Origin of the sequence: Streptomyces bauhiniae, from assembly GCF_004784475.1 — a bacterium.
Taxonomy (GTDB): Bacteria; Actinomycetota; Actinomycetes; order Streptomycetales; family Streptomycetaceae; genus Streptomyces; species Streptomyces seoulensis.
Genome location: NZ_SRRT01000006.1, coordinates 340558 through 363602, shown reverse-complemented (window position 1 = coordinate 363602; position 23045 = coordinate 340558). Strand labels below are relative to the sequence as shown.

The following is a 23045-nucleotide window of genomic DNA, read 5'->3' as shown; positions in this document are numbered from 1 at the left end:
GACGGCGCCCCCCGGTCCACGAGGCCGGGGGGCGCCGTCGTACCCGTAAGGGGCCGCGTCGGGGGTTACCTGTCCGGGGTTACTTCGGGGACGCCTGCTGGACGACCTCGAAGGACCACAGGGTGGAGCCGGCCGCCGCGGGCCGCTGCTTCTCGCCGCCCTCACCGCCGCCGGTGCCCTGGTGGGCGGCCTTCATGGGGCCCTCCATCCACGCCTGGAAGGCCGCGTCGTCGCGCCAGCGGGTGTAGACGAGGTACTGGTCGGTGCCCTCCACCGGCCGCAGCAGCTCGAACCACTCGAACCCGTCCGAGCTCTCCACCGTGTGCGCCCGCGAGGCGAACCGCTTCTCCAGCACCTCCCGCTGCTCGTCGGGAACGGTCAGCACATTGATCTTCACTACGCTCATGCCCCCATCCTGCCCCCACCGGCCGGACGCCGCCCGCCCCGGAAGTTTTCCGGGAAGCCGCACAACCGTTCCCCACCGGTGTCGGTCTGATGATCGCCAACCGCTTCGCGGCCCCCTGGACGACCAGGGCCCCCGCGGGCTGTCGGCCCCACACCGACTCGCGGACGCCGCTCCCGGCATCCCCCGTACGCCGCAGGAGAACCCCATGCGCGCGCACCACAGAATCGCCCTGGCGACGGCCACCGCGGCCGCCCTCACCGGCGGACTGCTCGGCCTCACCGCCGCCCCGGCCACGGCCGCCGACTCCACCACCGTGGCCAAGGCCGACTTCAACGGCGACGGCATCGGCGACCTCGCCACCTCGGCCGGCGACGCCTATGTGAACGGCCGCAAGGGCGCCGGCCAGGTCGTCGTCCTGTACGGCACGAAGACCGGCGTCTCGGGCACCAAGCGCACCACCCTCAGCCAGGACACCCCCGGCGTCCCCGGCGGCGCCGAGACCGGCGACACCTTCGGCAACTCCCTGGCGTACGGCGACTTCAACGGCGACGGCTTCGACGACCTCGCCGTCGGCGTCCCGCACGAGAAGCTCGGCAGCGACACCGACGCCGGTGCCGTCGCCCTGCTGTGGGGCTCCAAGAACGGGCTGACCGGCAAGAGCGTGGACCTCCCCGACCCGGCGCAGTCCTCCCACGACTTCTGGGGCCGCGTCATGGCGGCCGGCGACTACGACGGCGACGGCCGCACCGACCTCGTCGTGGGCGCGTCGACCTCCACGCTCTACCTCTACAAGGGCGGCTTCAGCTCCACCGGCACCACCCCGAGCCGCACCGCCATCAACCCGCCGATCCAGTCCGGCGACGACACGTACCCCTTCGGCCCGCTGAACCTGACCGCGGGCGACGTCAACGGCGACGGCCGCACCGACCTGGTCGTGGACGGCTACGAGACCAAGACCCGCTACGGGTGGAACACCAACTACTGGCTGCCCGGCACCGCGAACGGACTCAGCACCGCCGCCGCCAAGAAGCTCAAGTCCGGCATCATCACCGGCATCGGCGACATCAACGGCGACGGCTACGGCGACATCGTCAGCGGCGCCATGTGGGACGCCGGCAAGCTGGAGGACGGCACCGCGGTCCCGGACGCCTCCACCGGGGGCCGGGTCAACATCACCTACGGGTCCGTCTCCGGGCCCAACCGCACCGCCGCGATCAACCAGAACACCGGCAACGTCCCCGGCGGCTCCGAGAAGGGCGATGGCTTCGGGGCCGAGCTGGACCTCGGCGACATCAACGGCGACGGCTACCAGGACCTCGTGATCAGCAGCATGTTCGAGGACCTCGGCAAGGTCTCCGAGGCCGGCATGGTCACCGTGCTGTACGGCTCCGCGAGCGGCGTGAACACCACCACCCGCGCCCAGTCCTTCGCCCAGAGCAGCACGGGCGTCCCCGGCGGCGACGAGAAGGCCGACCACTTCGGCGCCGACGTCAAGCTGGACGACTTCACCGGCGACGGCCGGGCCGACCTCCTGGTCGGCTCCGACGAGGACGGCGGCGACGGCGCCCTCACCTACCTGCCCTCCGACGGCACGAAGATCACCACGAAGGGGGCCCGCTTCGTCAACGCGGCCTCCGTGGGCGTCTCCACCTCCGGCACCCCCCGCTTCTCCAGCATCTTCGGCAACTGAGACCCGTACCGCACCAGCGGCGACAGCTTCGCGGCCGCCGCCCGACCCCGACGCGCACCCTGACGGTCCCTTAGGGGATGTCACAGGATGGCCGCAATGCCGGGCCCGACCCCCCGGGCCCGGCACGCGGGCGGCCGGGAGCAGGTACGTTCGACGGGTGGCTGGATTCAGGATGGGACGCGGGGACCGGGACAACCGCACCGCGCAAGGACAGCAGGCGCACGCACCCCAGGGCCCGTCGTACGGCGGCCGGGCCCCGCAGCACGGGCAGCGGGGGCCCGCCTACGGCTACCCGCAGGGGAACCAGTACGGGTACCCGGGGCCGGCGAACGAGGGCCCGGAGTACTTCGGCGACCCCGGTCGCGCGGGGCACGGCGGGCACGACCCGTACGCGGCGAACCAGCCGGGCCACACGCAGGCGTTCTCCATCGACGAGGCGTCCGCCTACTCCCGGGGCGAGACCTACCACGCGGGCTCGGCGCAGCCCCCCGGCCCGTCCGGCCCGCCGCTGCACTGGAAGGAACTGCTGAAGGGGGTCGTGCTCAACCCGAACCCCACCTTCCTCCGCATGCGGGACTACACGATGTGGGGCCCCGCCCTGATCGTGACGTTCCTCTACGGCCTGCTCGCGGTGTTCGGCTTCGACGGCGCCCGCGCGGACGTGATCGGCGCGACCTTCACCAACGCGGTGCCGATCGTGCTGATCTCGGCCGTGGCGATGGTGCTGAGCGCGTTCATCCTGGGCGTGGTCACCCACACCCTGGCCCGCCAGCTCGGCGGCGACGGCGCCTGGCAGCCTACGGTCGGCCTGTCGATGCTGATCATGTCGCTGACGGACGCCCCGCGTCTGGTCTTCGCCATGTTCTTCGGCGGCGACGCGAGCTTCGTGCAGGTCATCGGCTGGATCACCTGGCTCGGCGCGGGCGCCCTGCTCACCCTGATGGTCTCCCGCTCCCACGACCTGCCCTGGCCGAAGGCGCTGGGCGCGTCCGCGATCCAGCTCATCGCGCTGCTGTCGATCGTGAAGCTGGGGACGTTCTGAGTCCTTGAGCCGAGAAAGGGGCCCCCGGAGCTTGCTCGCTCCGGGGGCCCCTCTTGCATACGGTCGCCGCGGCAGTGGTCTCGTCAGTTGTTCAGACCGTCACTGATCAATTCGAAGGTGCGCGTCGTAATCTTTTTCGCCGCGTCCTCGGTGCCTCGCGTGATGCCGCCCTGAGTGTTGTCGGTTCCGCTCTGCGTGCCGCCCTGAGTGTTGTCGGTACCGCCCTGCGTGCCGCCCTGGGTGTTGCCATTGCCGGCGCCCTGGACACCGCCCTGGGTGTTGCCCTCGCCGCTCTGCGTGCCGCCCTGGGTGTTGCCGATACCGCCGCCCTGGACACTGCCCTGGGTGTTTCCGGTACCGCCCTGAGTGTTGAAGACATTGCCGTAATACCCATTGTTGAAAACAATGGTGACTTCTGCGGGGTACCCCGGATAGTCGCGGTTTTCCGCGGAAGCCTGGCTCGCCGTTACGCCTGTCAGTGCCATGGCGGCGGCAAAAGACAGGGTTGCATAGATTCCGACCCGCTTCACAGTAGGCCCTTCTTGCGGTAGGCAGGAGATAGGACTTCTTGCGGACCAAATTTGCCGCAACTTCTCACCGCATTACTACAGCGACACAGGCAATGTCACCCGTACAGAGTGTCGGCGGGCCGCACCGTGCCAGAACGGCATCACCCCGCAGAGGTTTCCTCCGCGGGGTGATGATCTCCGTCTATCGATTAACCCTGGACTCCGCCCTGGGTATTGCCGGTCCCGCCCTGGACTCCACCCTGGGTGTTCCCGGTGCCGCCGCCCTGGACCCCGCCCTGGGTGTTGCCAGTGCCGCCGCCCTGGACCCCGCCCTGGGTGTTCCCGGTGCCGCCGCCCTGGACTCCACCCTGGGTATTGCCAGTGCCGCCGCCCTGGACCCCGCCCTGCGTGTTGCCAGTGCCGCCGCCCTGGACCCCGCCCTGCGTGTTCCCGGTGCCGCCGCCCTGGACCCCACCCTGGGTATTGCCGGTGCCGCCACCCTGGACCCCACCCTGGGTATTGCCGGTGCCGCCACCCTGGACCCCACCCTGCGTATTGCCGGTACCGCCACCCTGGACCCCACCCTGCGTATTGCCGGTACCGCCACCCTGGACCCCACCCTGCGTATTGCCGGTCCCGCCACCCTGGACCCCACCCTGCGTGTTCCCGGTGCCACCACCCTGGACCCCACCCTGCGTGTTACGGCTCGGGGTAGTTCGGTTGATCTTGCAGTTCTTCTTGTGGCACGGCTTGTCCGGCGTCGACGCGTGTGTTCCTGTGGGCGCCGGGGTGGCGAAGGCGGAGGGCGTGAAGGCACCCCCAGCAGCCAGGGCAGCCGATGCGGTCACCAGCGCCGCGCGCTTCGCGAAGTTCTGCATGATGATTCCTTTCCGGTGAATACCGGGACCGCCCTGTTCGCGGCCCCGATTCGATTACGGAAGGCGTTCTCCGTAGCCCTGGGCTCCAACCGCCTGGAATTCCTCGACCAGCATGCGCCGCTGTCTTCGGCCGCGCATCGGGCGGACACCCCAAGTTCCACCCCGGGCACACCCCAGGTCCCGGCGCGGCACCCGGGCATTACCGCCCGGACGGCCTACCTGCTGGGATCGGCCGGATCTTTTGCGCGGCTCCGGCCACGGAGAGAAACTGACGTGTGATGGACCTGCTAGAGCGAGAGGCCGTTCTCCAGGACCTCTCCGGCCACCTGAAAGTGGCAGTGGGCGGCCTCGGACGCCTGGCCCTTGTACGTGGCGAGACCGGCATCGGCAAAACCGCCGTTGTTCACCGGCTGGCCCGGCTGGCCGATCCCCACGTCCGGGTTCTGTCGGGCGCCTGTGATCCACTGGCCACTCCCCGCCCGTTGGGCCCCCTGATGGACCTGGCCCCGCACTTGGGTGCCGCGGCGCGCACCGCCCTGACCGGCGCGCGGGCCGGCACCTGCCGTTCCGACGAGGTCTTCGACTGCCTGCTCACCGAGCTGAGCGCCTACCCGAGCCTGCTGGTCGTGGAGGACGTCCACTGGGCCGACGAGGCCACGATGGATCTGCTGCGCCATCTGACCCGGCGCCTGCCCAGCATTCCGGCGCTGGTGGTGCTCACCTACCGCGACGACGAGATCGGCCGGACCCACGACCTGACCGCCCTCCTGGGCACCCTGGCCGGTTATCCGTGGGTGTACCGCCACGACCTGCTCCCGCTGAGCCGCCGCGCCGTGGCCCTGCTGGCCGCCGGCCACGCCGTGGACGCCGAGCAGGTGTACCGCGTCTCCGCCGGCAACCCGTTCCTCGTCGCCGCGATCCTGGCCGCCCCCGCCGAGCCCATCCCCGCCACGGTGCGCGAGGCCGTCGCGGGCCGCCTGGCCGGCCTGTCGGCCCCGGCGCGCCGGGTGGTCGACGTGCTGGCCGTCCTCGGACGCCGGGTCTCGCTGTCGCTGCTGGCCGGCATCCTGCCGGCCCCGGAGGAGGCTCTCGACGAGGCCGTGGCCTGCGGCATCGTACGCACCGAGGGGCGCACGACCGAGTTCCGCCATGAGCTGACCCGGCGGGCGGTACTGGAGGCCGTACCCGAGGCCCACCGTCTGTGCGTACACCGGCAGGCACTGGCGTTGATACGGTCCGGGCCGGTCGCGGCGGACGACCTGGCGCTGCTGGCCGATCATTCCGAGGGCGCCGAGGACGCGACCGCCGTGCTGGAGTACGCGCCCGCGGCAGCCGCCCACGCCGCCGCGTCGGGCGCGCACCGGGAAGCGGCCGCCCAGTATGCCCGCGCCCTGCGGTACGCCGACGACCTGCCGGCCGACCGGCGGACCTCCCTGCTGGAGGGCCACTCGCAGGCATGTCTGCTGTCCAGCCGACTCGATGAGGGGGTGGCTTCTGGCCGTACGGCGGTGCGGCTGCGCCGGGCACTGGGTGACCGGCTTCACGAGGGGGAGGACCTGCGCTGGCTGTCGTGCTGGCTGTGGCCGGCCGGGCGCACCGCCGAGGCCAGGCAGACCGGCCTGGAGGCAGTGCGGGTACTCGAAGGGCTGCGCCCGAGCCGGGAGTTGGCGTGGGCGTACCTGAACCTCTGCCAGTTGGCCTGTCACGAGCATGAAGGGGTCGCGGTGGCCGCCGCCTACGCCGAGAAGGCGGCCGCTCTGGGCGAGCGATTCGGCGATGCGGGGGTGGCCGACCAGGCGCACTTCCATGCCGCGGCGGCACGCGTGCTGTGCGAGGGGGCGGGGTGGGAGGACTGCGAGCGGGCGGTGTCCTGCGCGATGGGGCGGGATCTTCCGGTGGACGCGGGCTTCATGGCGCTCACCCTGTGCTGGCTCGCCGCGTTGCGGCATGATGCCGCCCGGACCACCGCGGCCGCGAGCCGGGCCGAAGCCTACTTCCTCGATCACGACCTGCTGCCCCACCTGCTGTGCGCGAGGGCCTGGGAGAGCTGGGGACTGCTCAACCGGGGTCTGTGGAGCCAGGCCGCCGACACCGCGCAGGAGGTCGTGTCCCACCCCGGCGCGCTGCCGGTCGGCGAGGCCCTGGCCCTGACCGTCCTGGGCCTGGTGCGGGCCCGCCGGGGCAAGGACCAGGTGTGGCCGCTGCTGGAGCAGGCGGCGGGCCTGGTCGACCCGGACTGCCTGCTGGACACGGGTCTGGGGTGGGAGGCCCGGGTCGAGGCGGCCTGGCTGGCCGGTGACCACGAGCTGGTACAGACGGAGGCACGCCGTGGGCTGGCCGCGCTGGCGGAGCGTACGCACCCCTGGCTGTCCGGCCCCCTGGCCTGCTGGATACGCCGCGCCGGCGGGACGCCCCCGCAGGTGCCGGCCGCCGAACCCTACGCGCTGGAGCTGACCGGCGACTGGGCGGGCGCCGCGGCCCGCTGGGACGGGCTCGGCTGCCCGCACGACGCGGCGCTGGCCCGCCTGTCCGGCGACGCACCCGCGCTGCAGCAGGCCCTGGCCGCCTTCGAGGCCCTGGACGCCCGGCCGGCTGTGGCACGCACCCGCGCCGTGATGCGCGCCCGGGGGGTCCGCCCGATCCGGCGCGGCGCACGGGCGGCCACCCGGGCCAACCCGTACGGGCTGACCAACCGGGAGCTGGACGTGGTCAAGCTGCTGAACGAGGGTCTGTCGGACGCCGAGATCGCCGCGCGCCTCTACATCACGCCCAAGACCGCCGGGCATCACGTGGGCGCGGTGCTGACCAAGCTCGGCGTCCACACCCGTCACGACGCCGCCCGCAAACTGCACCCTCCCGAGCCGTGAGAGGGGTTCCGTGATGAGCATCAGGAAAGCGGCGTGCCGGACTGCCGGTGCGGTGGCCGCGGCCTTCTGCTTCTGCTGCGTCTCACTCGGTGCGTGGGGTGCACCAGGCGCATCAGCGCAGACCGCGTCCACGAAGTCGGTACCCCAGTGCTATGCGACGCGCGATGCTCCGCAGGAGATCGTGTGCTACCGGCATTCGTGGAAGGCCGAGTACAGGCATGGCGACGTGGTCTACGTGCCCATCCTCATCCAGGTCCCCAGGCCCACACATCTGTCGTCCGTGGTGATCGTCGACGGCTTGGACGACATTCGCCCGAGCGGCACCTGACGCGGCATGCGGTCCTACAGCGCGTCCTTCGAGGGCGTGACCGGAGTGCCCGCCTTACGGCAGGGCGGCAGAACGGACCACGGGAAGTTGATCCAGTCCTCGGTGCGCTTCCAGACGTACTCGCACTTCACGAGGGAGTGGGACTTCTCGTAGATGACGGCGGAACGCACCTCGGCGACGGTGTCGAGGCAGAAGTCGCGCACCAGCTTGAGCGTCTTGCCGGTGTCGGCGACGTCGTCGGTGATGAGCACCTTCTTGTCGGAGAAGTCGATGCGGTCGGGGACGGGCGCCAGCATCACCGGCATGTCGAGCGTGGTGCCGACGCCGGTGTAGAACTCCACGTTGACCAGGTGGATGTTCTTGCAGTCCAGGGCGTAGGCGAGGCCGCCGGCCACGAAGACGCCGCCGCGGGCGATGCTCAGCACGATGTCGGGCTCGTAGCCGTCGTCCGCGATGGTCTGCGCCAGCTCACGGACGGCCGTGCCGAAGCGCTCGTAGGTCAGGTTCTCCCGCACGTCGCTCATATCGTCGTCGCTCTCAAACCTGGGTCCGGTGGAAGTTCAGGAAGGACCGCGAGGCGGTCGGGCCGCGCTGGCCCTGGTAGCGGGAGCCGTAGCGCTCGCTGCCGTAGGGGTGCTCGGCGGGGGAGGACAGCCGGAACATGCAGAGCTGGCCGATCTTCATACCGGGCCAGAGCTTGATCGGCAGGGTGGCGAGGTTGGACAGCTCCAGGGTGACGTGGCCGCTGAAGCCGGGGTCGATGAAGCCGGCGGTGGAGTGGGTGACCAGACCGAGGCGGCCCAGCGAGCTCTTGCCCTCCAGGCGGGAGGCGAGGTCGTCGGGGAGCGTGATGACCTCGTACGTGCTCGCCAGCACGAACTCACCGGGGTGCAGGATGAACGGCTCGTCGCCCTCGGGCTCGACCAGCCGGGTGAGGTCCGGCTGCTCCACGGAGGGGTCGATGTGGGGGTACCGGTGGTTCTCGAACACCCGGAAGTAACGGTCCAGCCGTACGTCGATGCTCGAGGGCTGCACCATGGAATCTTCGAAGGGATCGATCCGGACCCGCCCGGCGTCGATCTCGGCCCGGATGTCCTTGTCTGAGAGAAGCACGCCCCGAGGATACGCAAGGGGCGCGGACCGCCGACAATCGCGACGGGCCCGCGCCCCTGGTGGTGGCGGGTGGCTGTCGCTTCTTACCGCTTCTGCAGTGTGACCGGCACCGCGCTGCGCAGCCGCGCGCAGCGGGGGCACCGGACGAGCCGGCCGGGGCCGAGGCGCTCGGCCTGCTGCATCGGGAACGTAGCGGCGCTGAAGACGTGCCCGTCCGCGCAGCGGACGACGGTGCGTTCCATCAAGTCCCTCAAGTCCCTTCCCCAGGAGCCGCGTCGGGCTCGCTCCCCCGACGCCGAATGCCACATTACGGGACCAACCGGAAGCTGATCCACGCGGCACTCCGGGGCCCGAAGCCCCCACCGTAAGGTACAGTGAGCGAGCGTTCGGACGCCGACTGCACCCCAGTCGATATGTCCGTATTGCGCGGGTGTAGTTTAATGGTAGAACATCAGCTTCCCAAGCTGAGAGCGCGAGTTCGATTCTCGTCACCCGCTCCACGACAAAGGCCCAGGTCATCGACCGGGGCCTTTTTGCTGTTCGGGTCCGCTCAGTCCTCGCGTGCCACATCCGTGCGCATCGCGGCCTTCTCCGACGACTGGCCGGCCCGCGTCATCGTGTCCTTGAGGCTGGCGCCCGAACGGGGCAGGTCGTAGAAGCGGAAGTTGTCGGGAAGCCCGACCACCGCACGAGCTTTCCGCCAGTACCGGCCGAAGGTACTGCGCCGGAAGGGAGCACCACGTTCCCCGACGAAAACCAACACATCAGGTCCTTCCTCGGCGAAGAACGCACTCAAGAAATGAGGGCAGGTGGATCGTGCCTGCAGGGTGAGCCAGCCGTGACCACGAAGCCTTCGGAGTCGTCTGGCGGTGCGTTGCTCACCTTTGAGCCAAGGCAATGCCTCCGGCAGGGGATCGGCCGGCACCGGGGACGGGCGGGATGGGAGCTGGGAAGGTCGTGGTTCCTGCCGGAAACGGCAGTTCAGGGCGGTATCGGATCCGTGCTCTGTGAGGCTACGGCCGCGATACGGTGCAACCTCCATGAAGGGGCAGTGATGGAAGATCAGGTCTGGCAGTTGCGTCGAGGTCGTGAAGTCGTCGGCGTTCTCACACTCGAAGCCGTCGACATGTTCTGGACCGACTGCCGGTTCGAGCCCTCATCTGGCTGGCCGGCCCTCAAGCCGTTCGTTGACGCATCTCGGACTGCATGGGAGCGGAAGGACCAGGACGCGGCCATCGAGGCTGACGAGGCGATCTACGCGCTTGGCCTCGAATTGGTGCCCGAGAGTGGGGGCGAGGTCATCAGAGACTTCCTGTTGCGGATCGACGGTGATACCGCACGCTTCCGATACTGAGTCGTTGGGCCGTCCCTGGGCCGTCCGAGACTTGGCGGCGGGTGGAGGGGCTTTGGCAGGACCTTGTGAGGCGGGCCGAGCTCTTGGCGGTGGGGCAGCCTTTGGCCCAGGTCAGTGACCTGGGCTTTTTTGTTGCCCGAGTGCTCCTTCAGAGAAGGTCCATCCAGAATGGGGCCGTCGCTCGGGGGTTCCAGGTCTCGTCGACTTCGCCTCGGGTCTCGTCGAACTCCTGGTGCATGTAGTCGGTCAGGTCCAGGCCGTAATAGATGATGTCGGTCTGCCACATCGAGAGCACTGGGTGCCCAAAGCTTCCCCGGCCGGCGGGGAGGTAGCGGTGTGCGTAGACGGGCACCAGCACGGGCGCCGTCGCCAGATGATGCCGCGCCGCGGCCAGGGCCGCCGGTCCGTCGGCCGGTCGCTCGCCCCAGTTCTCGTACCAGAACCGGTTGTGCTCGACATCGAGCAGGACACCCTCGACCGGCCAGTCGAGCTGGCGGCGCAGGCTGTCCAGATCGCCGCCCCGCCACTCCGGCCAGGGCCTGGACCAGGTCTGTCCGTCCTCGGGAGGGATGTTGACCGGGAGGCCGGCCGCGAGAAATGCCCGGTGGTCGTCCGCGAACTCGAAGCCGTACTGCCGCTCGATGCGCGTGAATTCGGCGGGCGTCAGGCCCGGTTCGAACTCGTAGAGACCTGTCTGCGCCAGTCGGCGTGCGGCCTCCGCCCCAAGGCGCAGTCCCTCATTGCTGATCACCGCCGCACGCTAACGCCGACCGCGGGCGGCAGGCACCCGAGTTTCTCGCGGGCTTCGTCTCGGTTCGAGTACCTGGCTACTCGAACTCGACGACAAGCTCCGGGCGATACGTCGCTCGGTAGTTGTCCAGCGCGCGTCGGAGCATGGTGGCTCCGTGGGGGACGTTCTTCGTCAGCTGGTCCCAGGACAGAAAGCGGAGGTGGTCCGGGAGCCAGACCAGGGCGGTGATCGCGTCCCAGAAGGCGGTCCAGTTCTTTCCGTAGAAGTCCGGGAATCCCAGCTCGCGCTGCAGCAACAGATGCAGGGCGCGCTCGTCGGGGAGTCCGCTGACGTCGATGGTGATCACGACTGCATGGTGTCACTCCGGTCCTCGTGCAACCTTCCGCCCACCCCGGAGGTCTTCACGCCGTACGTTCTGTTCAGCGCAGTGTGAAAGGCCCCCGTGCGTCAGAAGAAGTTTGTTGCCGCTGTGAGTGGTGGTGTCATGTCGGCCGTCGTGGTGGGCGGCATGGTGGTTGTCGCGCCGGAGGCGGTGGCTGCCGGTGTCACCTGTTCGGCGAATGTCTATACGCGGGCGTTCTACAAGAACACCTCGTTCTCGGGCTCGCCGGTGAAGACCGACTGCGACAGTGCCGTGGACCAGAGCTGGTCCGGCAAGCCCCTGGCCGGCATGCCGTCGGACAACTTCGGTGTGCGCTGGTCGGTGAAGCGGGACTTCGGCTCCGGCGGGCCCTTCACGTTCGCGGTGTCCGCCACCGATGGCGTCCGCGTCTACCTGGACGGCGTGCGGAAGATCGACCTGTGGTCGGGTACGGGGGACAGCGCGCGCTCCAAGAGCGTCAACCTGACCGTCCCGTCCGGCACGCACACCCTCCGCGTCGACAGCGTGAACTGGAGCGGCGCCGCGAAGGTCAAGTACAGCTACACGCCGCGCACTTCGGCCCAGTACGACAAGACGAAGCCGCTCGCCCCCACCGGCGTCAAGACCGCCTACAACACCTCCACTCGCAGGACGGCCGTCTCCTGGACCGCCAACAAGGAGATGGACCTGGCGAGTTACTCCCTCTACCGGCGGCCCGAGGGGTCGAGCACCTGGACGCGGGTGACCACGACCACCGCGCGCAGCTACACCGACCCCCTGGTCAACCCCGACGACCGCACGCCGTACTTCTACGAGGTCCGCGCGAAGGACAAGGCGGGCAACACCTCGTCGGGCAGCACGGACACCGTCGTCCGGCCGCTGCCGGTCGTGCCGTCCCTCACGGGTACGTACGACAAGGCGACGGGCAAGGTCACCCTGAAGTGGCCGCAGAACGCGGAACCGCAGTTCGACCACTACACGGTCCTGAGCAACGACCTGGTGGACGGCTCCTACGTCTGGGTCCCGCTCGGCACCACCACGCGCAGCACCTGGACCACCGGCCCCGTCACCGCCGACGGCGAGTGGCGTCACTACCGCGTCCTCGTCACCAACGACGGCGGCACCACCACCTACAGTCCGAAGTGGCTCGATGCCAGTGCCACCAACGAGCTGTGGCTGGAGATCCCCGACGGCATCGCCCCCGAGCGCGCCCCCGACCTGACCCTGAGCCCCTGCACGGGCGGCATCCGGGCGACCGCCTCGGACTCCACACCGGCCCCGATCCGCGACTTCACCGGCTTCGAGATCGAGCGCCGCGAGGCGACAGCGGGTACCTGGGCGCCTGTCCTGCATCAGGGCTACGACCCGCGTACCGATCCCGCCACGGCCGGCGTCTGCGACCCGCTGCCTGCCGACGGGCACACCTACGAGTACCGGGCCCGTTCCTATGACGCGGCCGGGAACTACTCGCCGTACAGCGCGGTCCAGGCCGTGACCGTGCCGGTCGCCCAGCGGTCGTAGTGAGCGCGCGGCAGCCGCGCTGTTGAGGGGCCCAGGTCGTTGACCTGGGCCTTTCTCCTTGGCCGGGATCTCACGCGTCCCGATACCAGTGCGTTCCGCCCACCAGGAACTCGTACACCGGCCGCCCCCGGCTCCCGCTGGTGCGGAACGCCTCGCCGTGGTCGTTGATGCGGATCGTGCCCTGGCGGCCGGCGCTGTTCCACTGGAGGTCCACGTACCAGTGGACGTCGTGGGTGTCGGCGTGGGCGGTGAGGTAGAGGACCTCGGGGTCGGTGCGGCTGACCTTGTAGGGCAAGCCGCGCTGGCCGGCCTTAGGGGTCAGTACGGGGTGGGGAGCGTCGAGGTCGGTGTCGAAGGACCTCGTCCCGACGCCTCCGCCGCAGCCGGAGGAGCCGAGGTAGGCGTTCCAGGCCGGGGGTGGGCCGGAGTCGGCCACGCCTACGTGCAGGGACTCGATGACTACGGCCTCGTCGCCGGTGCCCTGGACGGTCAGTGCCACCCGTTGCTCGTCGGCGGCGACGGCCCGGTGGGCCTTCACCCAGCCCGGTACGTGCTGCCCCATCACCGGCGGGGCGACCTCGGCGGGCGGCCGGTCGACGAGGTACTTCCCCTCGCACTGGGGGTCGTCCCAGGCGTAGGTGCGGGTGCTCACGGTGAGGGGGGCGGCGGTGGCCCCGCCGGGGGTGGCGTCGTGTGCCGGGGTGTCGTCGCGGTTGAGTGTCAGCGCGGTGGCCACCGTGACGACGAGGGCGACGGCGGCTGCGATCAGGGGCCAGTGCTTGTGGTGGGGGCGGTCTTCCACCGAGGTGGGGGCTGGGGAACTCTCCTCCGGCTCAAGGGTGCCTCCCTCCGGCCCCGGCACAACCCCCCGCCGCCCCCGCTCCCGCGCCGCCCCCGCCAGCACCCACCGCCGGTGCAGCTCCACCAGCTCCTCCGGCGTCGCCCCGCACAGCCGCGCCATGCGGGAGACCACCGCGTAGTCGGCCGGTACGCCATCCCCGCGGCAGTACCGGTGCAGGGTCGAGGTACTCATGTGCGCGCGCTTCGCCAGCGCCTCGTAACTCAGCCCGGACCGCTGCTTCAACTCGCGTAACAGCGCCGCGAATTCGGCGATGTCATCAGCCGCCCCCACCAGTCCCCCATCCCGCCCGGCATCCCATGCCGCACGCCTTTCACCAGGTAAGAGCCGGTGCGGGCATCCCAGCGTTCCAAAAATCCCGATGGAATGGCGGGCGGAAGGCGGGGTGGCACAGGCTGAGGTCATCCAAGCACGGCACCCCACCGGTCACCGTGCTGGCCCAGCTTCCCTTGCGCCCAAGGCGCGTTGAACCGGCGGAAGCTCAACTCACTGACAGACAGGGCACCTCACTCATGCGTATCTTCACCCGCACCGCCACCGCCTCCTCCCTGGTGGCCCTCACCGCACTCGCCCTCGTCGGCGTCCAGGCCGGCGCGGCCACCGCCGCCACCACGGCCTCCTGCACCACGACGAACACCAGGCTGACCGTCACCGAGGTGTCCCGCCCGATCAACCACCTGCTGCTCAAGGCCACCAACACCGGCACCACGACCTGCGACGCCCACTACGCCCCCTACCTGCGCGCCGGTGCCGACGCGCAGGCCCCGCTCGCCTGGGTCGAGGACAGCAAGCCGCAGGCCGTGGTCACGCTCAAGCCGGGCGAGTCCGCGTACGCCGGCATCGGCACGTACTCCCCCGACGGCGAGGGCGGCGCCACCGAGAAGACCCTCGGCGTCCTCTTCACCGACCGCAACGCGGGCAGCACCGGCAAGGAGAAGACGCTGAACCTGCCGAACGGCGGGGTCTTCTTCAACAGCGCGGCTGCGGTGACTTATTGGCAGTACAGCGCGGCCGACGCCCTTATCTGGTAGGCACGTTGTCCGGGAACTCCCCCGGAATTGTCCGTGATCGGTAACACGCGCATCCCCCCGCTCCCACCCTCCGTCCTGACAAGTGGTCGCGACGCGGCCGGAATTCAGCGGGCGAGAGTGGGGGCGGGCATGGCGCGGCACAACGGGACTCGGGGCTGGTACGGCAAGGTGGTCGGGGCGGCGCTCGGGGTGACGATGCTCGCGGTCGGGGCGTCCATATGGACCGCGCAGGCGGACACCTCGGGCGGGCCCGCGCCGAAGCCCGCGGCGAACAGCGTCAAGCCGGTCGACGTGACCATCGCGCACTCCTCCGACCGGGGGGCACGCGGCGTCAACATCACCATCGACGACGGCCCCGACCCCACCTGGACGCCCCAAGTGCTGGCCGTGCTGAAGGAGTACGGGGTGAAGGCCACGTTCTGCATGGTCGGCACCCAGGCGCAGGCGCACCCCGGCCTGGTGAAGCAGGTCGTCGCGGCCGGACACCGGCTGTGCGACCACACGGTGTCGCACGACACCGCGATGGACAAGAAGCCCGTCTCCTACCAGTCGCAGCAGATCCTCGACGCCGAGCGCATGATCACCGAGGCGTCCGGGGGCGTACGCCCCCTGTACTACCGCGCCCCCGGCGGCGCCTTCACCCCCGCCAGCCGCAAGCTCGCCGCCTCGCGCGGGATGCGTCCGCTGGGCTGGAACGTCGACACCAAGGACTTCGAACGGCCGGGCACGGACGCCATCGTGGCCACGGTCGAGCGCGAACTGCCGAACGGCCCGACCCTGTTGTTCCACGACGCGGGCGGCGACCGCTCGCAGACGGTCGAGGCGCTGCGGCGGGTACTGCCCGAACTCAAGCAGCAGGGTTACTCGTTCGGGTTCCCGGTGCGCTGAGTCCGTTGGACCCACACTTCGAAAGGCACCCCCTTATGAACCTCCATCTGCGCAAGGCCCTTGTCGCCGCTGTCGCGCTCACGGCCGGGCTGCTGATGACGGCGTGCCAGAGCGGCTCGGACTCCGCCGCCGACTCCGGTACGAGCACCGCGTCCGTCGCCGGTACGGCCACGCAGTCCCCCAAGTCCCAGGACGTCGGCGGGTCGGAGCGGCCGGCCGCGCAGCAGGGGTCCGGCTCGGATTCCGCAAGCGGCACCGTCTCCCCCTCCCCTTCCCGCGACACCGCCGTCGAGGGCATCGACAAGGGCCAGGGGGTCAACGGCACCTGGTTCGGCAACGTCTCCTACCTCGCCCCCGGCAAGTACACGGTCAGCGGCCTCAAGGGAAGCGAGCAGGAGTTCCTCGTCGCCGACGACACCGAGATCACCGGCTACGACGACATCTGCGGCGACCCGGGTGCGGCCGGCGGCACCCAGTGCACCGAGGCCCAGCTCGAGACGGCCGCGAAGAAGGGTGTCTCAGCCGAGGTCGTGATCAGGAACGGCATCGCCACGAGCGTCCGCGACGACCACTGAGCCCGATCGATACGACGCCTTACGCCGGTTCGAGCTGCGGCTCCGGGCGGGGCGCCTTCGGCACGGGGCTCGGTTCCCAGCGGGCGGTGGTGCGTACGTAGCCGTAGATCACCGCCGCCGTGGCCAGGAGGATCAAGGGGCCGGCCGTCCACGGGTGGTGGGCCATCTGGACGGGGGCGAAGCGGACCGCGAGGAGGAGGGTGGTGAAGAAGGCCGTTCCGGCGGCGACCTGTTGGACGGCCGGGCGGTCCCAGCCGTGGTCGAGGGCGCGCAGGGTGGTCTCGATGGTGAGCGTGAAGACCACGCCGGCGACGAGGTCGATGCCGTAGTGGTAGCCGAACCCGAGGGTCGCGGTGAGGGTGGCCAGGAGCCAGAAGGTGCCCGCGGCGCGCAGGAAGCGCGGGGCTCTGCGGGAGTGGATGAAGATCGCGGTGGCCCAGGCGGTGTGCAGGCTGGGCATGCAGTTGCGGGGCGTGATCGCGTCGTAGACCACCGAGTGCGGGGAGCCGACCGGGGGCGGGGTGTGCGGCCAGAGTTCGGCGACGGCCCAGTGGGCGCTGCCGGTGCCGAACGCGCCGGTGCCGTAGGCGAAGACGGGGCCGACCACGGGGTAGATCATGTAGATGGCCGGTCCGAGCAGGCCGATCACCAGGAACGTACGCACCAGGTGGTGGGCCGGGAAGCGGCGCTCGGCCGCCACGTTGCGGAGCTGGTACAGCGCCACGACGACCGCCGCCACCGCGAGCTGGCCGTAGACCGCGTCGAGGATGTGGGAGCCGACCGGGCCGGTGGCCTCGACGATCCGGCCCGCCACCCACGACGGGTTGCCCAGCGCGTGATCGGCGGTCGCCACGTACGGGTCGAGCACCTGGGGGCGGGACTTGGAGGTGATCAGCAGCCAGGTGTCGCCCGTCTTGCGGCCGGCCACCAGCAGCAGGCCCAGGCCGACACCCTTCAGCAGCAGGGTGCGCTCCGGGCCGGTACGGCGGGTGAGCGCGATGACCCCGCAGCCCAGCACCACCCACAGCGCGCCGTTGCCGAACGCGCGGCCCTCGTTCCCGCCGACCCCGCCGATGTCGAACACCCAGCGCGTCAGCGCGAGGACGGCGTCGATGCCGAGCGCCACTCCCACCGCGATGAAGCGCTGCCGCCAGGTGAGCACCACCAGCGTCAGCGCCAGGCCGGCGTACAGCAGGGCCCCCGACTTGGGCCGGTACACCAGCTCCGCGGCCTGAGTGGTGAGCGGCCCCGGCAGGCCGTAACGACGTGCGGCCAGCTCCAGTACGACGAGGAACACGAGGGCTGTGACACCCGCCGCGGCCCAGAGTCCCGTCCGTGACCGGCCCTTGGAGGTGGACGCGGTCGAGCCGGATATTCGCGAAAACCCCCGTGACAGCATGCGCCTCAACTTATCGGCACAGGGCACGGAAATGCGCCCCTATGGACAGAACTGATCAACAACGGGCTGACCTGGGCGGGTGGCGGCACGTGAGCAGGCCCGGACGGAGATCGTCCGGGCCTGCTCGAGGTGTACGGGCCACCCTGTCGGCTATCGCCTCCGGCCTTGTCAGACCGCGACGTTCCCGCCCTCGTTGCGACGGCGGCGGACGACGAAGACCGCGCCGAGGCCGAGCGCGACGGCAGCGCCACCGGCGAGGGCTATCGCCGGGAGGGCCGAGCTCGAACCGGTCTCGGCGAGGTGACCCTGGGGCACGACCTGGGTGTTGCCGGCGGGCTTGGTGCTCGGCAGCGGCTTGCTGCCGCCCTGCGGCTTCGGGGTGGAGTCGTCGACCGGGCCGGGGGTGGTGCCGGCGGCCAGGATGTCGAACTCGTAGAAGTCGTCGTCCGAGGCGTAGACGCAGTTGCCCTCGTCGTCCACGTACGAGCCGATGCTGATGGCGAAGCCGGCACCCGCGGGGGCCTTCTTGTCCACCGACAGGCGCAGGTCGATGGAGAACGACTCCTTGGCCTTCACGTCGGTGTAGCCGAGGTAGCCGGCGGCCTCGTCGTCGAGGTCGACGGAGATGTCGTTCCACTTGCCCGAGGTCGGGTCCTGGTACTGCAGGGTGAGGTACTGGGTGGCGTCGGAGAAGTCGTCCTCGCCCATCGCGGCGGCGAAGACACCGAGGTCTACCCGCTTGTAGGCGTGCTTGCCCGAGTTCTTCACGTTGAGCTTGAAGCCGTGGAACCCGCTGCCCGCGACGATCTTCGACGGGAGCCCGGAGAGGCTGGTGGTCAGCTCCTTGTCGAGCTTCGGGTCGGTCTCGTCGCAGTCCTGAGGACCGGTGGACGCGGAGGCCGACGCGGAGGCGGAGGCGGAAGCGCTCGGCGAGGTGGAAGCGCTCGGCGAGGCAGAGGTGGAGGTGGAAGCCGAGGCCGAGGTGGAGGTCTCGGCGGGCGGGGTGGAGGTCTCCGCCTCGGCCGAGGTGGAGGTCTCGCCGGCCGGGGTGGAGGAGGTGTTGCCCTCGGGCTCGGTCTCGCCCGTCGAGGCGGACTCGGTGACGGTGGGCGACGAGGGGTTCTCCTCCGCCTGCGCCACCGAGGCCGTCATGAGCACGACCGGAGAGAGGACGGCCGTCGCAGCAGCGAGGGCCAGGGAACGACGCAGCTTCATCACGAACCTCTGGGCAGCAGGGATCAACGTTTTCGCATAGCTGACTCACATGGGGGAAAAAGGGTTGCCCAAAAAGTTTCGAAATCTCTACGCGAACTGCCCGAGTTCAGCACACAGATGGGGCATGGCTGATCATTTACGGATGAGACGGACGGGGCTCAGGAGGCCGACGCGGGGATCGGGACGGCCTTCCCCGTGACCCTTACGGGAGTCTCGTACGGGTCCACCTCGATGGTGAGGTCGCTCGGGCGCCCCATGTCCTCGCCCTGGCGGATGGTGATCGTGCTCGGGGCGGTCACCAGGCCGACGGTGCGCAGGTAGCCGCCGAACGCTGCCGCCGCCGCGCCGGTGGCCGGGTCCTCGACGACGCCACCGACGGGGAAGGGGTCGCGGGCGTGGTAACTGCCGTCGTCCTCCCGCCAGACGAGGTGGACGGTCGTCCACCCATGGGTGCGCATGACAGTGGTGAGGGCGTCGAAGTCGTAGGCCAGGTCGGCCAGTCGGGCGCGGGAGGCGGCGGCGAGGATCAGGTGGTCGTTGCCCGCGAAGGCCACGTGCGGCGGCAGGGCCGGGTCGAGGTCGGCGGCGTCCCAGCGCAGGGCGGCGAGCGCGGCGGCCAGCTCGGTGGCGTCGGCCGGGCGGGAGCGGGTGGGGACGCTGGTGAGGGTGGCCCGTACGGTGCCGTGCTCGTCGGCCGTCGTCTCGACCCTGATCTCCCCTGCGGGGGTGTCGAAGAGGAGCGCGCCGGTGCCGATGCGTTCGGCGAGGGCCACCGAGGTGGCGACCGTGGCGTGGCCGCAGAAGGCGACCTCGGCGAGGGGGCTGAAGTAGCGGAGTGTGAACCGGCGTCGGTCGTCGGCCCGCTCGGTGACGAAGGCGGTCTCGGAGTAGCCGACCTCGGCGGCGAGGGCGAGCATCTCCCGCTCGTCGAGGCCGGTCGCGTCGAGGACGACCCCTGCGGGGTTTCCCCCATGGGGATCGGGGGTGAAGGCGGCGTAGCGCAGGACATCGGGTGCCGTGGTGTGAGCCATGCCCTCATGCTGGCGCCCGCTGGGGCATCATCACCAACGATTGTTTTTCATACGAGCCATCGGCATTCTCGATGGCTGGCTACCCTTCCGCCATGGAAACCCGGCTCCTCCAGACCTTCGCCGCGCTGGCCAGAACCGGCAGCTTCACCGCCGCCGCGACCGAGCTGCGGCTCGCGCAGTCCACGGTGACCGTGCAGATCAAGGCACTGGAGAAGGCGCTGGGCACGCGGCTGTTCGACCGCCTCGCCAGGGGGGCGCTGCTCACCGAGGACGGGCGGCGGCTGCTCGGGCCGGCCGAGGAGGTGCTGGAGGCGGAGTCCCGGCTGTTCGCGGCCGCCGCCGAGGAGGGGCCCGTCACCGGGACGGTGGTGGTGGGCGCGGGTGAGACCCTGTGCTCGGCCCATCTGCCGGTGATCGTCGCCGCGTTGCGCGAACTCCACCCCGAGGTGGAGGTCCAGCTCGAACCCCGAGGCACCTCCGCCGCGCTCACCGGCCTGCGCTCCGGGCAACTGGACCTCGCCCTGCTGCTGGAGGAGCGCGTCGACCACGCGGACATCAGGGCCGAACGCATCGCCGCCCAGCCGCTGGACCTGCTGTGCGCCCCCGGCCACCGCCTGGCGGACCGCACGGCGACCTGGGAGGAGCTGGCCAAGGAGGACTTCTTCCTGCACGAACAGGGCTGCTCCTACAGCGACTGGCTCGCCGACCAGCTCCAGGCGGTCCCCGGCGCCCACCCCCGCATGACCCGCTTCGGCAGCATCGAGGCGGCCCGCTCCTGCGTCACCGCGGGCCTCGGCCTGACAGTCCTCCCCCACGCGAACGCGTCCCGCGCGTTGGAGGAGGGCCGCCTGACCCTGGTCACGGGCCCACCGCTGCCGGACGTGCCGATCCACTTGGCCCACCACCGACGCCGGCAGCCGACTCGGGCGGCTCGGGCGGTGGTGCAAGCGGTCGTACGGCACTTCGAGCAGACGTAACCCCCTCCGGAGCCCCCTCACTCAAGGTGCGCCACCACCGACCGGTGGAACCGATGCACCGCCTCGTCCACGCTGCGGATGAAGCTGGACTCGGCGTTGCCCCGGGTGCTGCCCATGGTTTTGAGGAGGGAGAGGCGGAAGGCGGTGACCGGGGTGTTGGTGGTGGGGAGCATGTTGCCGGGTTCGGGGCGGAGGCGTTCCAGGGTGCTGCGGGGGCCGCCGGCGCCGCCCTCCAGCAGGGTTTCGACGTGCAGGTCGGCGGGGGCCTCGGCCAGGCGGCGGACGAGGCGCTTGGCCCAGCTCAGGGGGTAGCCCTGGGTGGGCGCCGGGATCTCGATCGAGGTGCGCAGGCGGCCCGTACGGAGGTCGGCGGTGAGGGCCAGGACGCCCGGCGTGCCCTCGATGCGCAGCTCGGCGCCGAGGCGACCGTCCGCGCAGAGCTGGTCGGCCAGCAGGGCGCGCCGTGCCGCCGGATCGGTGCCCCGGCGGGTGCGCTGGACGGGCAGTACCTTGTGGCCGAGTTCGCCGCCCAGGCGCAGGCAGACCTGGCGCACCAGCCGCTCCCAGCTCTCCACCACCTCCAGCGCGCGCGGGTCGCCCTGGCAGAGGGTCTCGTCGTCGATGCCGTTGCGTACCGGAACCCAGGCCGCGCCCATGTTCTGGAAGCCGTGGCAGCCGGAGTTCTCGTGCTGGAGGTAGTGCAGCAGCTCGCGGAGCAGCCAGGCGTGCGCGGCGTCGTTCACGCCCTCGTGCTGGATCAGCATCTGCGCCTGGTGCGCGACCTCGGCCCAGGACAGGTGCCGCAGCGCCACCTTGTGCTTGCGCCGCCCGTCGATCTTGACGTCGACCAGCGGGCTGCCCTCCAGCTCGACGTCGTTCGTCAGCGTGATCACGGCCTCGTACCCTCGGCGCGCGGCGATGTCCATGTACGCCTGGACCTGCTCGCCCTTGACCGCGTTGCCGTTGGTCTTCGTCTCGACCAGGGCCGTCCACAGCTTGCCCGCGCGCTCGACCCGGATCACCCCGTCCGGGCGGCGCGGGGTGTCGCCGTGCGGCAGCGTGACCTCGGTGAACGTCTCCATCCGCCCGGCCGGGGCGCCGAACGCGGCCGTGAGCCGCCGGCCGAACTCCGGGATCTGCGCCATCACCGACAGCAGCACCGAGGTCGCCCGCGCCTCCCGGTCCCGGTCGCTCTTGAGCGCGGACACCGGGAACAGCCGGGCCTCCCGCCAGGAGTCGTTGTCCGCCAGCGACCGCCGGGGCGCCTTCGGCAGGGTGACCTTCTTCTTCGCCGTACGGGGACGGGCGGGCGCCTTCGCGGACGGGGCGGAGCGGGGCGCGGGGACCTGCGCCCGCACCAACTCCTCCGGCGTCTGCTCGACAGGTGCCGGAGTCTCCTCCTCGGCGGCGTCGTCGATGTCCACGCCGAAGTCGGTGGCCAGGCCCGCGAGTCCGGAGCCATAACCCTGGCCCACCGCGCGGAACTTCCACGCCCCGTCCCGCCGGTACAGCTCGCCGAAGATGAACGCGCTCATCGGGCCCGTGTCGGTGATGGTGAAACCGACCAGGTCCGTGCCGACGCCGTCCGCCAGCGTCAGACGCAGATTCTCCAGCTCCCCGAAGTGCGCGCCCTCGTACCGGCTCGCCGCCACCACGATCCGGGTGACCTCCGCCGGGATCGCGGTCAGGTCGAAGCCGATGCGGTCCTGACTGCCGTCCCCCGTCGGCGTCTTGCCGAGCAACTGCACGCTGCCGTCCGGCGCGACAGGGTTGTTGTAGAAGTAGAAGTCGGCGTCGCTGCGTACCTTGCCGTCGGAATTCAGCAGCAGTACGGAGACGTCCGCGTCGCCCTCGCCCGTGGGGCTCGTCCAATTCAGGCCGACCACCACGGAATCGACGCTCTCGCTCAGCGCCGCCAGTGCCGCATTGGCTCCCTTGGCCAACTCCTGCATGACCCAACCCCCCAAGTAGTGCCCTGCGGACGCGCCTCCCCCCGGCCTCGACCTGCGCCGATGACACCGTGCGACGCGTCGCGCACTCAGTGCCCGAGAACGTTAATACGCACCGGGCATAACCGCGCCCGTCCGGACGGAAGAAGTGCTGCCGGGGAATGCGGTTTGGGAAGCCTTTTACAGAGTCGGCCCGGGTGGATGGGTCCCCGTTAGGGTTGCAGGACTTCGGGGCAGGGCCTCGGTTGTCGATGGGGAGCGCGTTTCATATGCCAACGCTCAGTGTCCTGACGCCCGTTCA

The 23045-nt window shown here is 70.5% G+C and carries 22 protein-coding genes, 1 tRNA gene and 1 pseudogene; 11 read left to right on the top strand and 13 right to left on the bottom strand.

Features of this window, described 5'->3' with window-relative positions; all coding sequences use genetic code 11:
• Positions 1 to 79: 79 nt before the first annotated feature.
• Positions 80 to 406 (bottom strand): antibiotic biosynthesis monooxygenase family protein, encoded by a 327-nt coding sequence (locus E5083_RS21450; protein WP_030816562.1) that lies wholly within the window; start codon positions 404 to 406, stop codon positions 80 to 82.
• Positions 407 to 611: 205 nt separating this feature from the next.
• On the opposite strand from E5083_RS21450, the gene E5083_RS21445 reads away from it, so the two are divergent.
• Both E5083_RS21445 and E5083_RS21440 read left to right on the top strand, forming a co-directional pair.
• A complete protein-coding gene (locus E5083_RS21445) occupies positions 612 to 2096 on the top strand; it encodes an FG-GAP and VCBS repeat-containing protein (RefSeq protein ID WP_135787315.1) in 1485 nt (494 codons plus the stop codon).
• A 157-nt stretch (positions 2097 to 2253) separates the two neighbouring features.
• Positions 2254 to 3138, top strand: coding sequence for a Yip1 family protein (locus E5083_RS21440; RefSeq protein ID WP_135787314.1), 885 nt, complete (start codon positions 2254 to 2256; stop codon positions 3136 to 3138).
• An 83-nt stretch (positions 3139 to 3221) separates the two neighbouring features.
• On the opposite strand, the gene E5083_RS21435 is transcribed toward E5083_RS21440, so the two are convergent.
• Positions 3222 to 3668 (bottom strand): hypothetical protein, encoded by a 447-nt coding sequence (locus E5083_RS21435; RefSeq protein WP_135787313.1) that lies wholly within the window; start codon positions 3666 to 3668, stop codon positions 3222 to 3224.
• A 167-nt stretch (positions 3669 to 3835) separates the two neighbouring features.
• Between E5083_RS21435 and E5083_RS21430 the strand changes: the two genes are divergently transcribed.
• Both E5083_RS21430 and E5083_RS32050 read left to right on the top strand, forming a co-directional pair.
• On the top strand, positions 3836 to 4804 hold the full coding sequence (locus E5083_RS21430) for a hypothetical protein (RefSeq protein WP_135787312.1): 969 nt from the start codon (positions 3836 to 3838) through the stop codon (positions 4802 to 4804).
• Entirely contained in the window at positions 4804 to 7392 is a 2589-nt protein-coding gene (locus E5083_RS32050; protein ID WP_135787311.1) for a helix-turn-helix transcriptional regulator, read from the top strand. The genes E5083_RS21430 and E5083_RS32050 overlap by 1 nt, the downstream gene beginning before the upstream one ends.
• 342 nt (positions 7393 to 7734) lie before the next feature.
• Here E5083_RS32050 and E5083_RS21420 read toward each other — a convergent pair whose 3' ends face one another.
• From E5083_RS21420 to E5083_RS31260, 3 genes are all read right to left on the bottom strand, one after another.
• Positions 7735 to 8244 carry a phosphoribosyltransferase gene (locus E5083_RS21420; RefSeq protein ID WP_135787310.1) on the bottom strand — a complete coding sequence of 170 codons (510 nt, stop codon included), beginning with the start codon at positions 8242 to 8244 and terminating at the stop codon, positions 7735 to 7737.
• A gap of 13 nt (positions 8245 to 8257) precedes the next feature.
• Positions 8258 to 8833 carry a dCTP deaminase gene (dcd, locus tag E5083_RS21415; RefSeq protein WP_135787309.1) on the bottom strand — a complete coding sequence of 192 codons (576 nt, stop codon included), beginning with the start codon at positions 8831 to 8833 and terminating at the stop codon, positions 8258 to 8260.
• An 83-nt stretch (positions 8834 to 8916) separates the two neighbouring features.
• On the bottom strand, positions 8917 to 9075 hold the full coding sequence (locus tag E5083_RS31260; RefSeq protein WP_165507348.1) for a hypothetical protein: 159 nt from the start codon (positions 9073 to 9075) through the stop codon (positions 8917 to 8919).
• Between the two features lie 184 nt (positions 9076 to 9259).
• Between E5083_RS31260 and E5083_RS21410 the strand changes: the two genes are divergently transcribed.
• A tRNA-Gly gene (locus E5083_RS21410) sits at positions 9260 to 9333 on the top strand.
• 77 nt (positions 9334 to 9410) lie between these two features.
• Here E5083_RS21410 and E5083_RS21405 read toward each other — a convergent pair.
• Positions 9411 to 9620: pseudogene (locus tag E5083_RS21405) on the bottom strand (tyrosine-type recombinase/integrase); the annotation flags it as partial.
• Positions 9621 to 9887: 267 nt separating this feature from the next.
• Here E5083_RS21405 and E5083_RS21400 point away from each other — a divergent pair.
• The gene (locus E5083_RS21400; RefSeq protein ID WP_135787308.1) at positions 9888 to 10187 is read left to right on the top strand and encodes a hypothetical protein; all 300 of its coding nucleotides are present in this window, start codon (positions 9888 to 9890) and stop codon (positions 10185 to 10187) included.
• Between the two features lie 148 nt (positions 10188 to 10335).
• Here E5083_RS21400 and E5083_RS21395 read toward each other — a convergent pair whose 3' ends face one another.
• Positions 10336 to 10938: a hypothetical protein gene (locus E5083_RS21395; RefSeq protein WP_135787307.1), complete on the bottom strand. Its 603-nt coding sequence runs from the start codon at positions 10936 to 10938 to the stop codon at positions 10336 to 10338.
• Between the two features lie 76 nt (positions 10939 to 11014).
• On the bottom strand, positions 11015 to 11284 hold the full coding sequence (locus tag E5083_RS21390; protein WP_135787306.1) for a barstar family protein: 270 nt from the start codon (positions 11282 to 11284) through the stop codon (positions 11015 to 11017).
• Positions 11285 to 11422: 138 nt separating this feature from the next.
• Between E5083_RS21390 and E5083_RS31785 the strand changes: the two genes are divergently transcribed.
• Complete coding sequence (locus E5083_RS31785) at positions 11423 to 12820, top strand: PA14 domain-containing protein (RefSeq protein ID WP_244317597.1); 1398 nt, start codon at positions 11423 to 11425, stop codon at positions 12818 to 12820.
• Between the two features lie 70 nt (positions 12821 to 12890).
• On the opposite strand, the gene E5083_RS21375 is transcribed toward E5083_RS31785, so the two are convergent.
• Positions 12891 to 13952 carry a helix-turn-helix domain-containing protein gene (locus tag E5083_RS21375; RefSeq protein ID WP_244317596.1) on the bottom strand — a complete coding sequence of 354 codons (1062 nt, stop codon included), beginning with the start codon at positions 13950 to 13952 and terminating at the stop codon, positions 12891 to 12893.
• Between the two features lie 239 nt (positions 13953 to 14191).
• Here E5083_RS21375 and E5083_RS21370 point away from each other — a divergent pair, with 239 nt between their 5' ends.
• The 3 genes from E5083_RS21370 (at position 14192) to E5083_RS21360 (ending at position 16173) form a co-directional block, all read left to right on the top strand.
• Positions 14192 to 14710 carry a DUF4232 domain-containing protein gene (locus E5083_RS21370; RefSeq protein WP_167513595.1) on the top strand — a complete coding sequence of 173 codons (519 nt, stop codon included), beginning with the start codon at positions 14192 to 14194 and terminating at the stop codon, positions 14708 to 14710.
• 129 nt (positions 14711 to 14839) lie between these two features.
• Positions 14840 to 15598: a polysaccharide deacetylase family protein gene (locus tag E5083_RS21365; RefSeq protein WP_135787303.1), complete on the top strand. Its 759-nt coding sequence runs from the start codon at positions 14840 to 14842 to the stop codon at positions 15596 to 15598.
• A gap of 35 nt (positions 15599 to 15633) precedes the next feature.
• Positions 15634 to 16173 (top strand): hypothetical protein, encoded by a 540-nt coding sequence (locus tag E5083_RS21360; RefSeq protein WP_135787302.1) that lies wholly within the window; start codon positions 15634 to 15636, stop codon positions 16171 to 16173.
• 19 nt (positions 16174 to 16192) lie between these two features.
• Here the strand turns inward: E5083_RS21360 and E5083_RS21355 are convergent, their stop codons facing one another.
• From E5083_RS21355 to E5083_RS21345, 3 genes are all read right to left on the bottom strand, one after another.
• Positions 16193 to 17572: a phosphatase PAP2 family protein gene (locus E5083_RS21355; protein WP_135787301.1), complete on the bottom strand. Its 1380-nt coding sequence runs from the start codon at positions 17570 to 17572 to the stop codon at positions 16193 to 16195.
• A gap of 168 nt (positions 17573 to 17740) precedes the next feature.
• On the bottom strand, positions 17741 to 18787 hold the full coding sequence (locus E5083_RS32045) for an LAETG motif-containing sortase-dependent surface protein (protein ID WP_135787300.1): 1047 nt from the start codon (positions 18785 to 18787) through the stop codon (positions 17741 to 17743).
• A 158-nt stretch (positions 18788 to 18945) separates the two neighbouring features.
• Entirely contained in the window at positions 18946 to 19818 is an 873-nt protein-coding gene (locus E5083_RS21345) for a PhzF family phenazine biosynthesis isomerase (RefSeq protein ID WP_135787299.1), read from the bottom strand.
• 92 nt (positions 19819 to 19910) lie between these two features.
• Here E5083_RS21345 and E5083_RS21340 point away from each other — a divergent pair, with 92 nt between their 5' ends.
• A complete protein-coding gene (locus E5083_RS21340; RefSeq protein ID WP_135787298.1) occupies positions 19911 to 20795 on the top strand; it encodes a LysR family transcriptional regulator in 885 nt (294 codons plus the stop codon).
• A gap of 17 nt (positions 20796 to 20812) precedes the next feature.
• Here the strand turns inward: E5083_RS21340 and E5083_RS21335 are convergent, their stop codons facing one another.
• On the bottom strand, positions 20813 to 22747 hold the full coding sequence (locus tag E5083_RS21335) for a TerD family protein (protein WP_135787297.1): 1935 nt from the start codon (positions 22745 to 22747) through the stop codon (positions 20813 to 20815).
• Positions 22748 to 23045: the final 298 nt, after the last annotated feature.

Excerpts from the sequence above, each read along its gene's own strand:
- E5083_RS21450 (WP_030816562.1), bottom strand. The coding sequence starts at position 406 with ATGAGCGTAGTGAAGATCAATGTGCTGACCGTTCCCGACGAGCAGCGG.
- E5083_RS21445 (WP_135787315.1), top strand. The coding sequence starts at position 612 with ATGCGCGCGCACCACAGAATCGCCCTGGCGACGGCCACCGCGGCCGCC.
- E5083_RS32050 (WP_135787311.1), top strand. The coding sequence starts at position 4,804 with ATGGACCTGCTAGAGCGAGAGGCCGTTCTCCAGGACCTCTCCGGCCAC.
- E5083_RS21420 (WP_135787310.1), bottom strand. The coding sequence starts at position 8,244 with ATGAGCGACGTGCGGGAGAACCTGACCTACGAGCGCTTCGGCACGGCC.
- E5083_RS31260 (WP_165507348.1), bottom strand. The coding sequence starts at position 9,075 with ATGGAACGCACCGTCGTCCGCTGCGCGGACGGGCACGTCTTCAGCGCC.
- E5083_RS21400 (WP_135787308.1), top strand. The coding sequence starts at position 9,888 with ATGGAAGATCAGGTCTGGCAGTTGCGTCGAGGTCGTGAAGTCGTCGGC.
- E5083_RS31785 (WP_244317597.1), top strand. The coding sequence starts at position 11,423 with ATGTCGGCCGTCGTGGTGGGCGGCATGGTGGTTGTCGCGCCGGAGGCG.
- E5083_RS21370 (WP_167513595.1), top strand. The coding sequence starts at position 14,192 with ATGCGTATCTTCACCCGCACCGCCACCGCCTCCTCCCTGGTGGCCCTC.
- E5083_RS21365 (WP_135787303.1), top strand. The coding sequence starts at position 14,840 with ATGGCGCGGCACAACGGGACTCGGGGCTGGTACGGCAAGGTGGTCGGG.
- E5083_RS21360 (WP_135787302.1), top strand. The coding sequence starts at position 15,634 with ATGAACCTCCATCTGCGCAAGGCCCTTGTCGCCGCTGTCGCGCTCACG.
- E5083_RS21355 (WP_135787301.1), bottom strand. The coding sequence starts at position 17,572 with ATGCTGTCACGGGGGTTTTCGCGAATATCCGGCTCGACCGCGTCCACC.
- E5083_RS32045 (WP_135787300.1), bottom strand. The coding sequence starts at position 18,787 with ATGAAGCTGCGTCGTTCCCTGGCCCTCGCTGCTGCGACGGCCGTCCTC.
- E5083_RS21345 (WP_135787299.1), bottom strand. The coding sequence starts at position 19,818 with ATGGCTCACACCACGGCACCCGATGTCCTGCGCTACGCCGCCTTCACC.
- E5083_RS21340 (WP_135787298.1), top strand. The coding sequence starts at position 19,911 with ATGGAAACCCGGCTCCTCCAGACCTTCGCCGCGCTGGCCAGAACCGGC.
- E5083_RS21335 (WP_135787297.1), bottom strand. The coding sequence starts at position 22,747 with ATGCAGGAGTTGGCCAAGGGAGCCAATGCGGCACTGGCGGCGCTGAGC.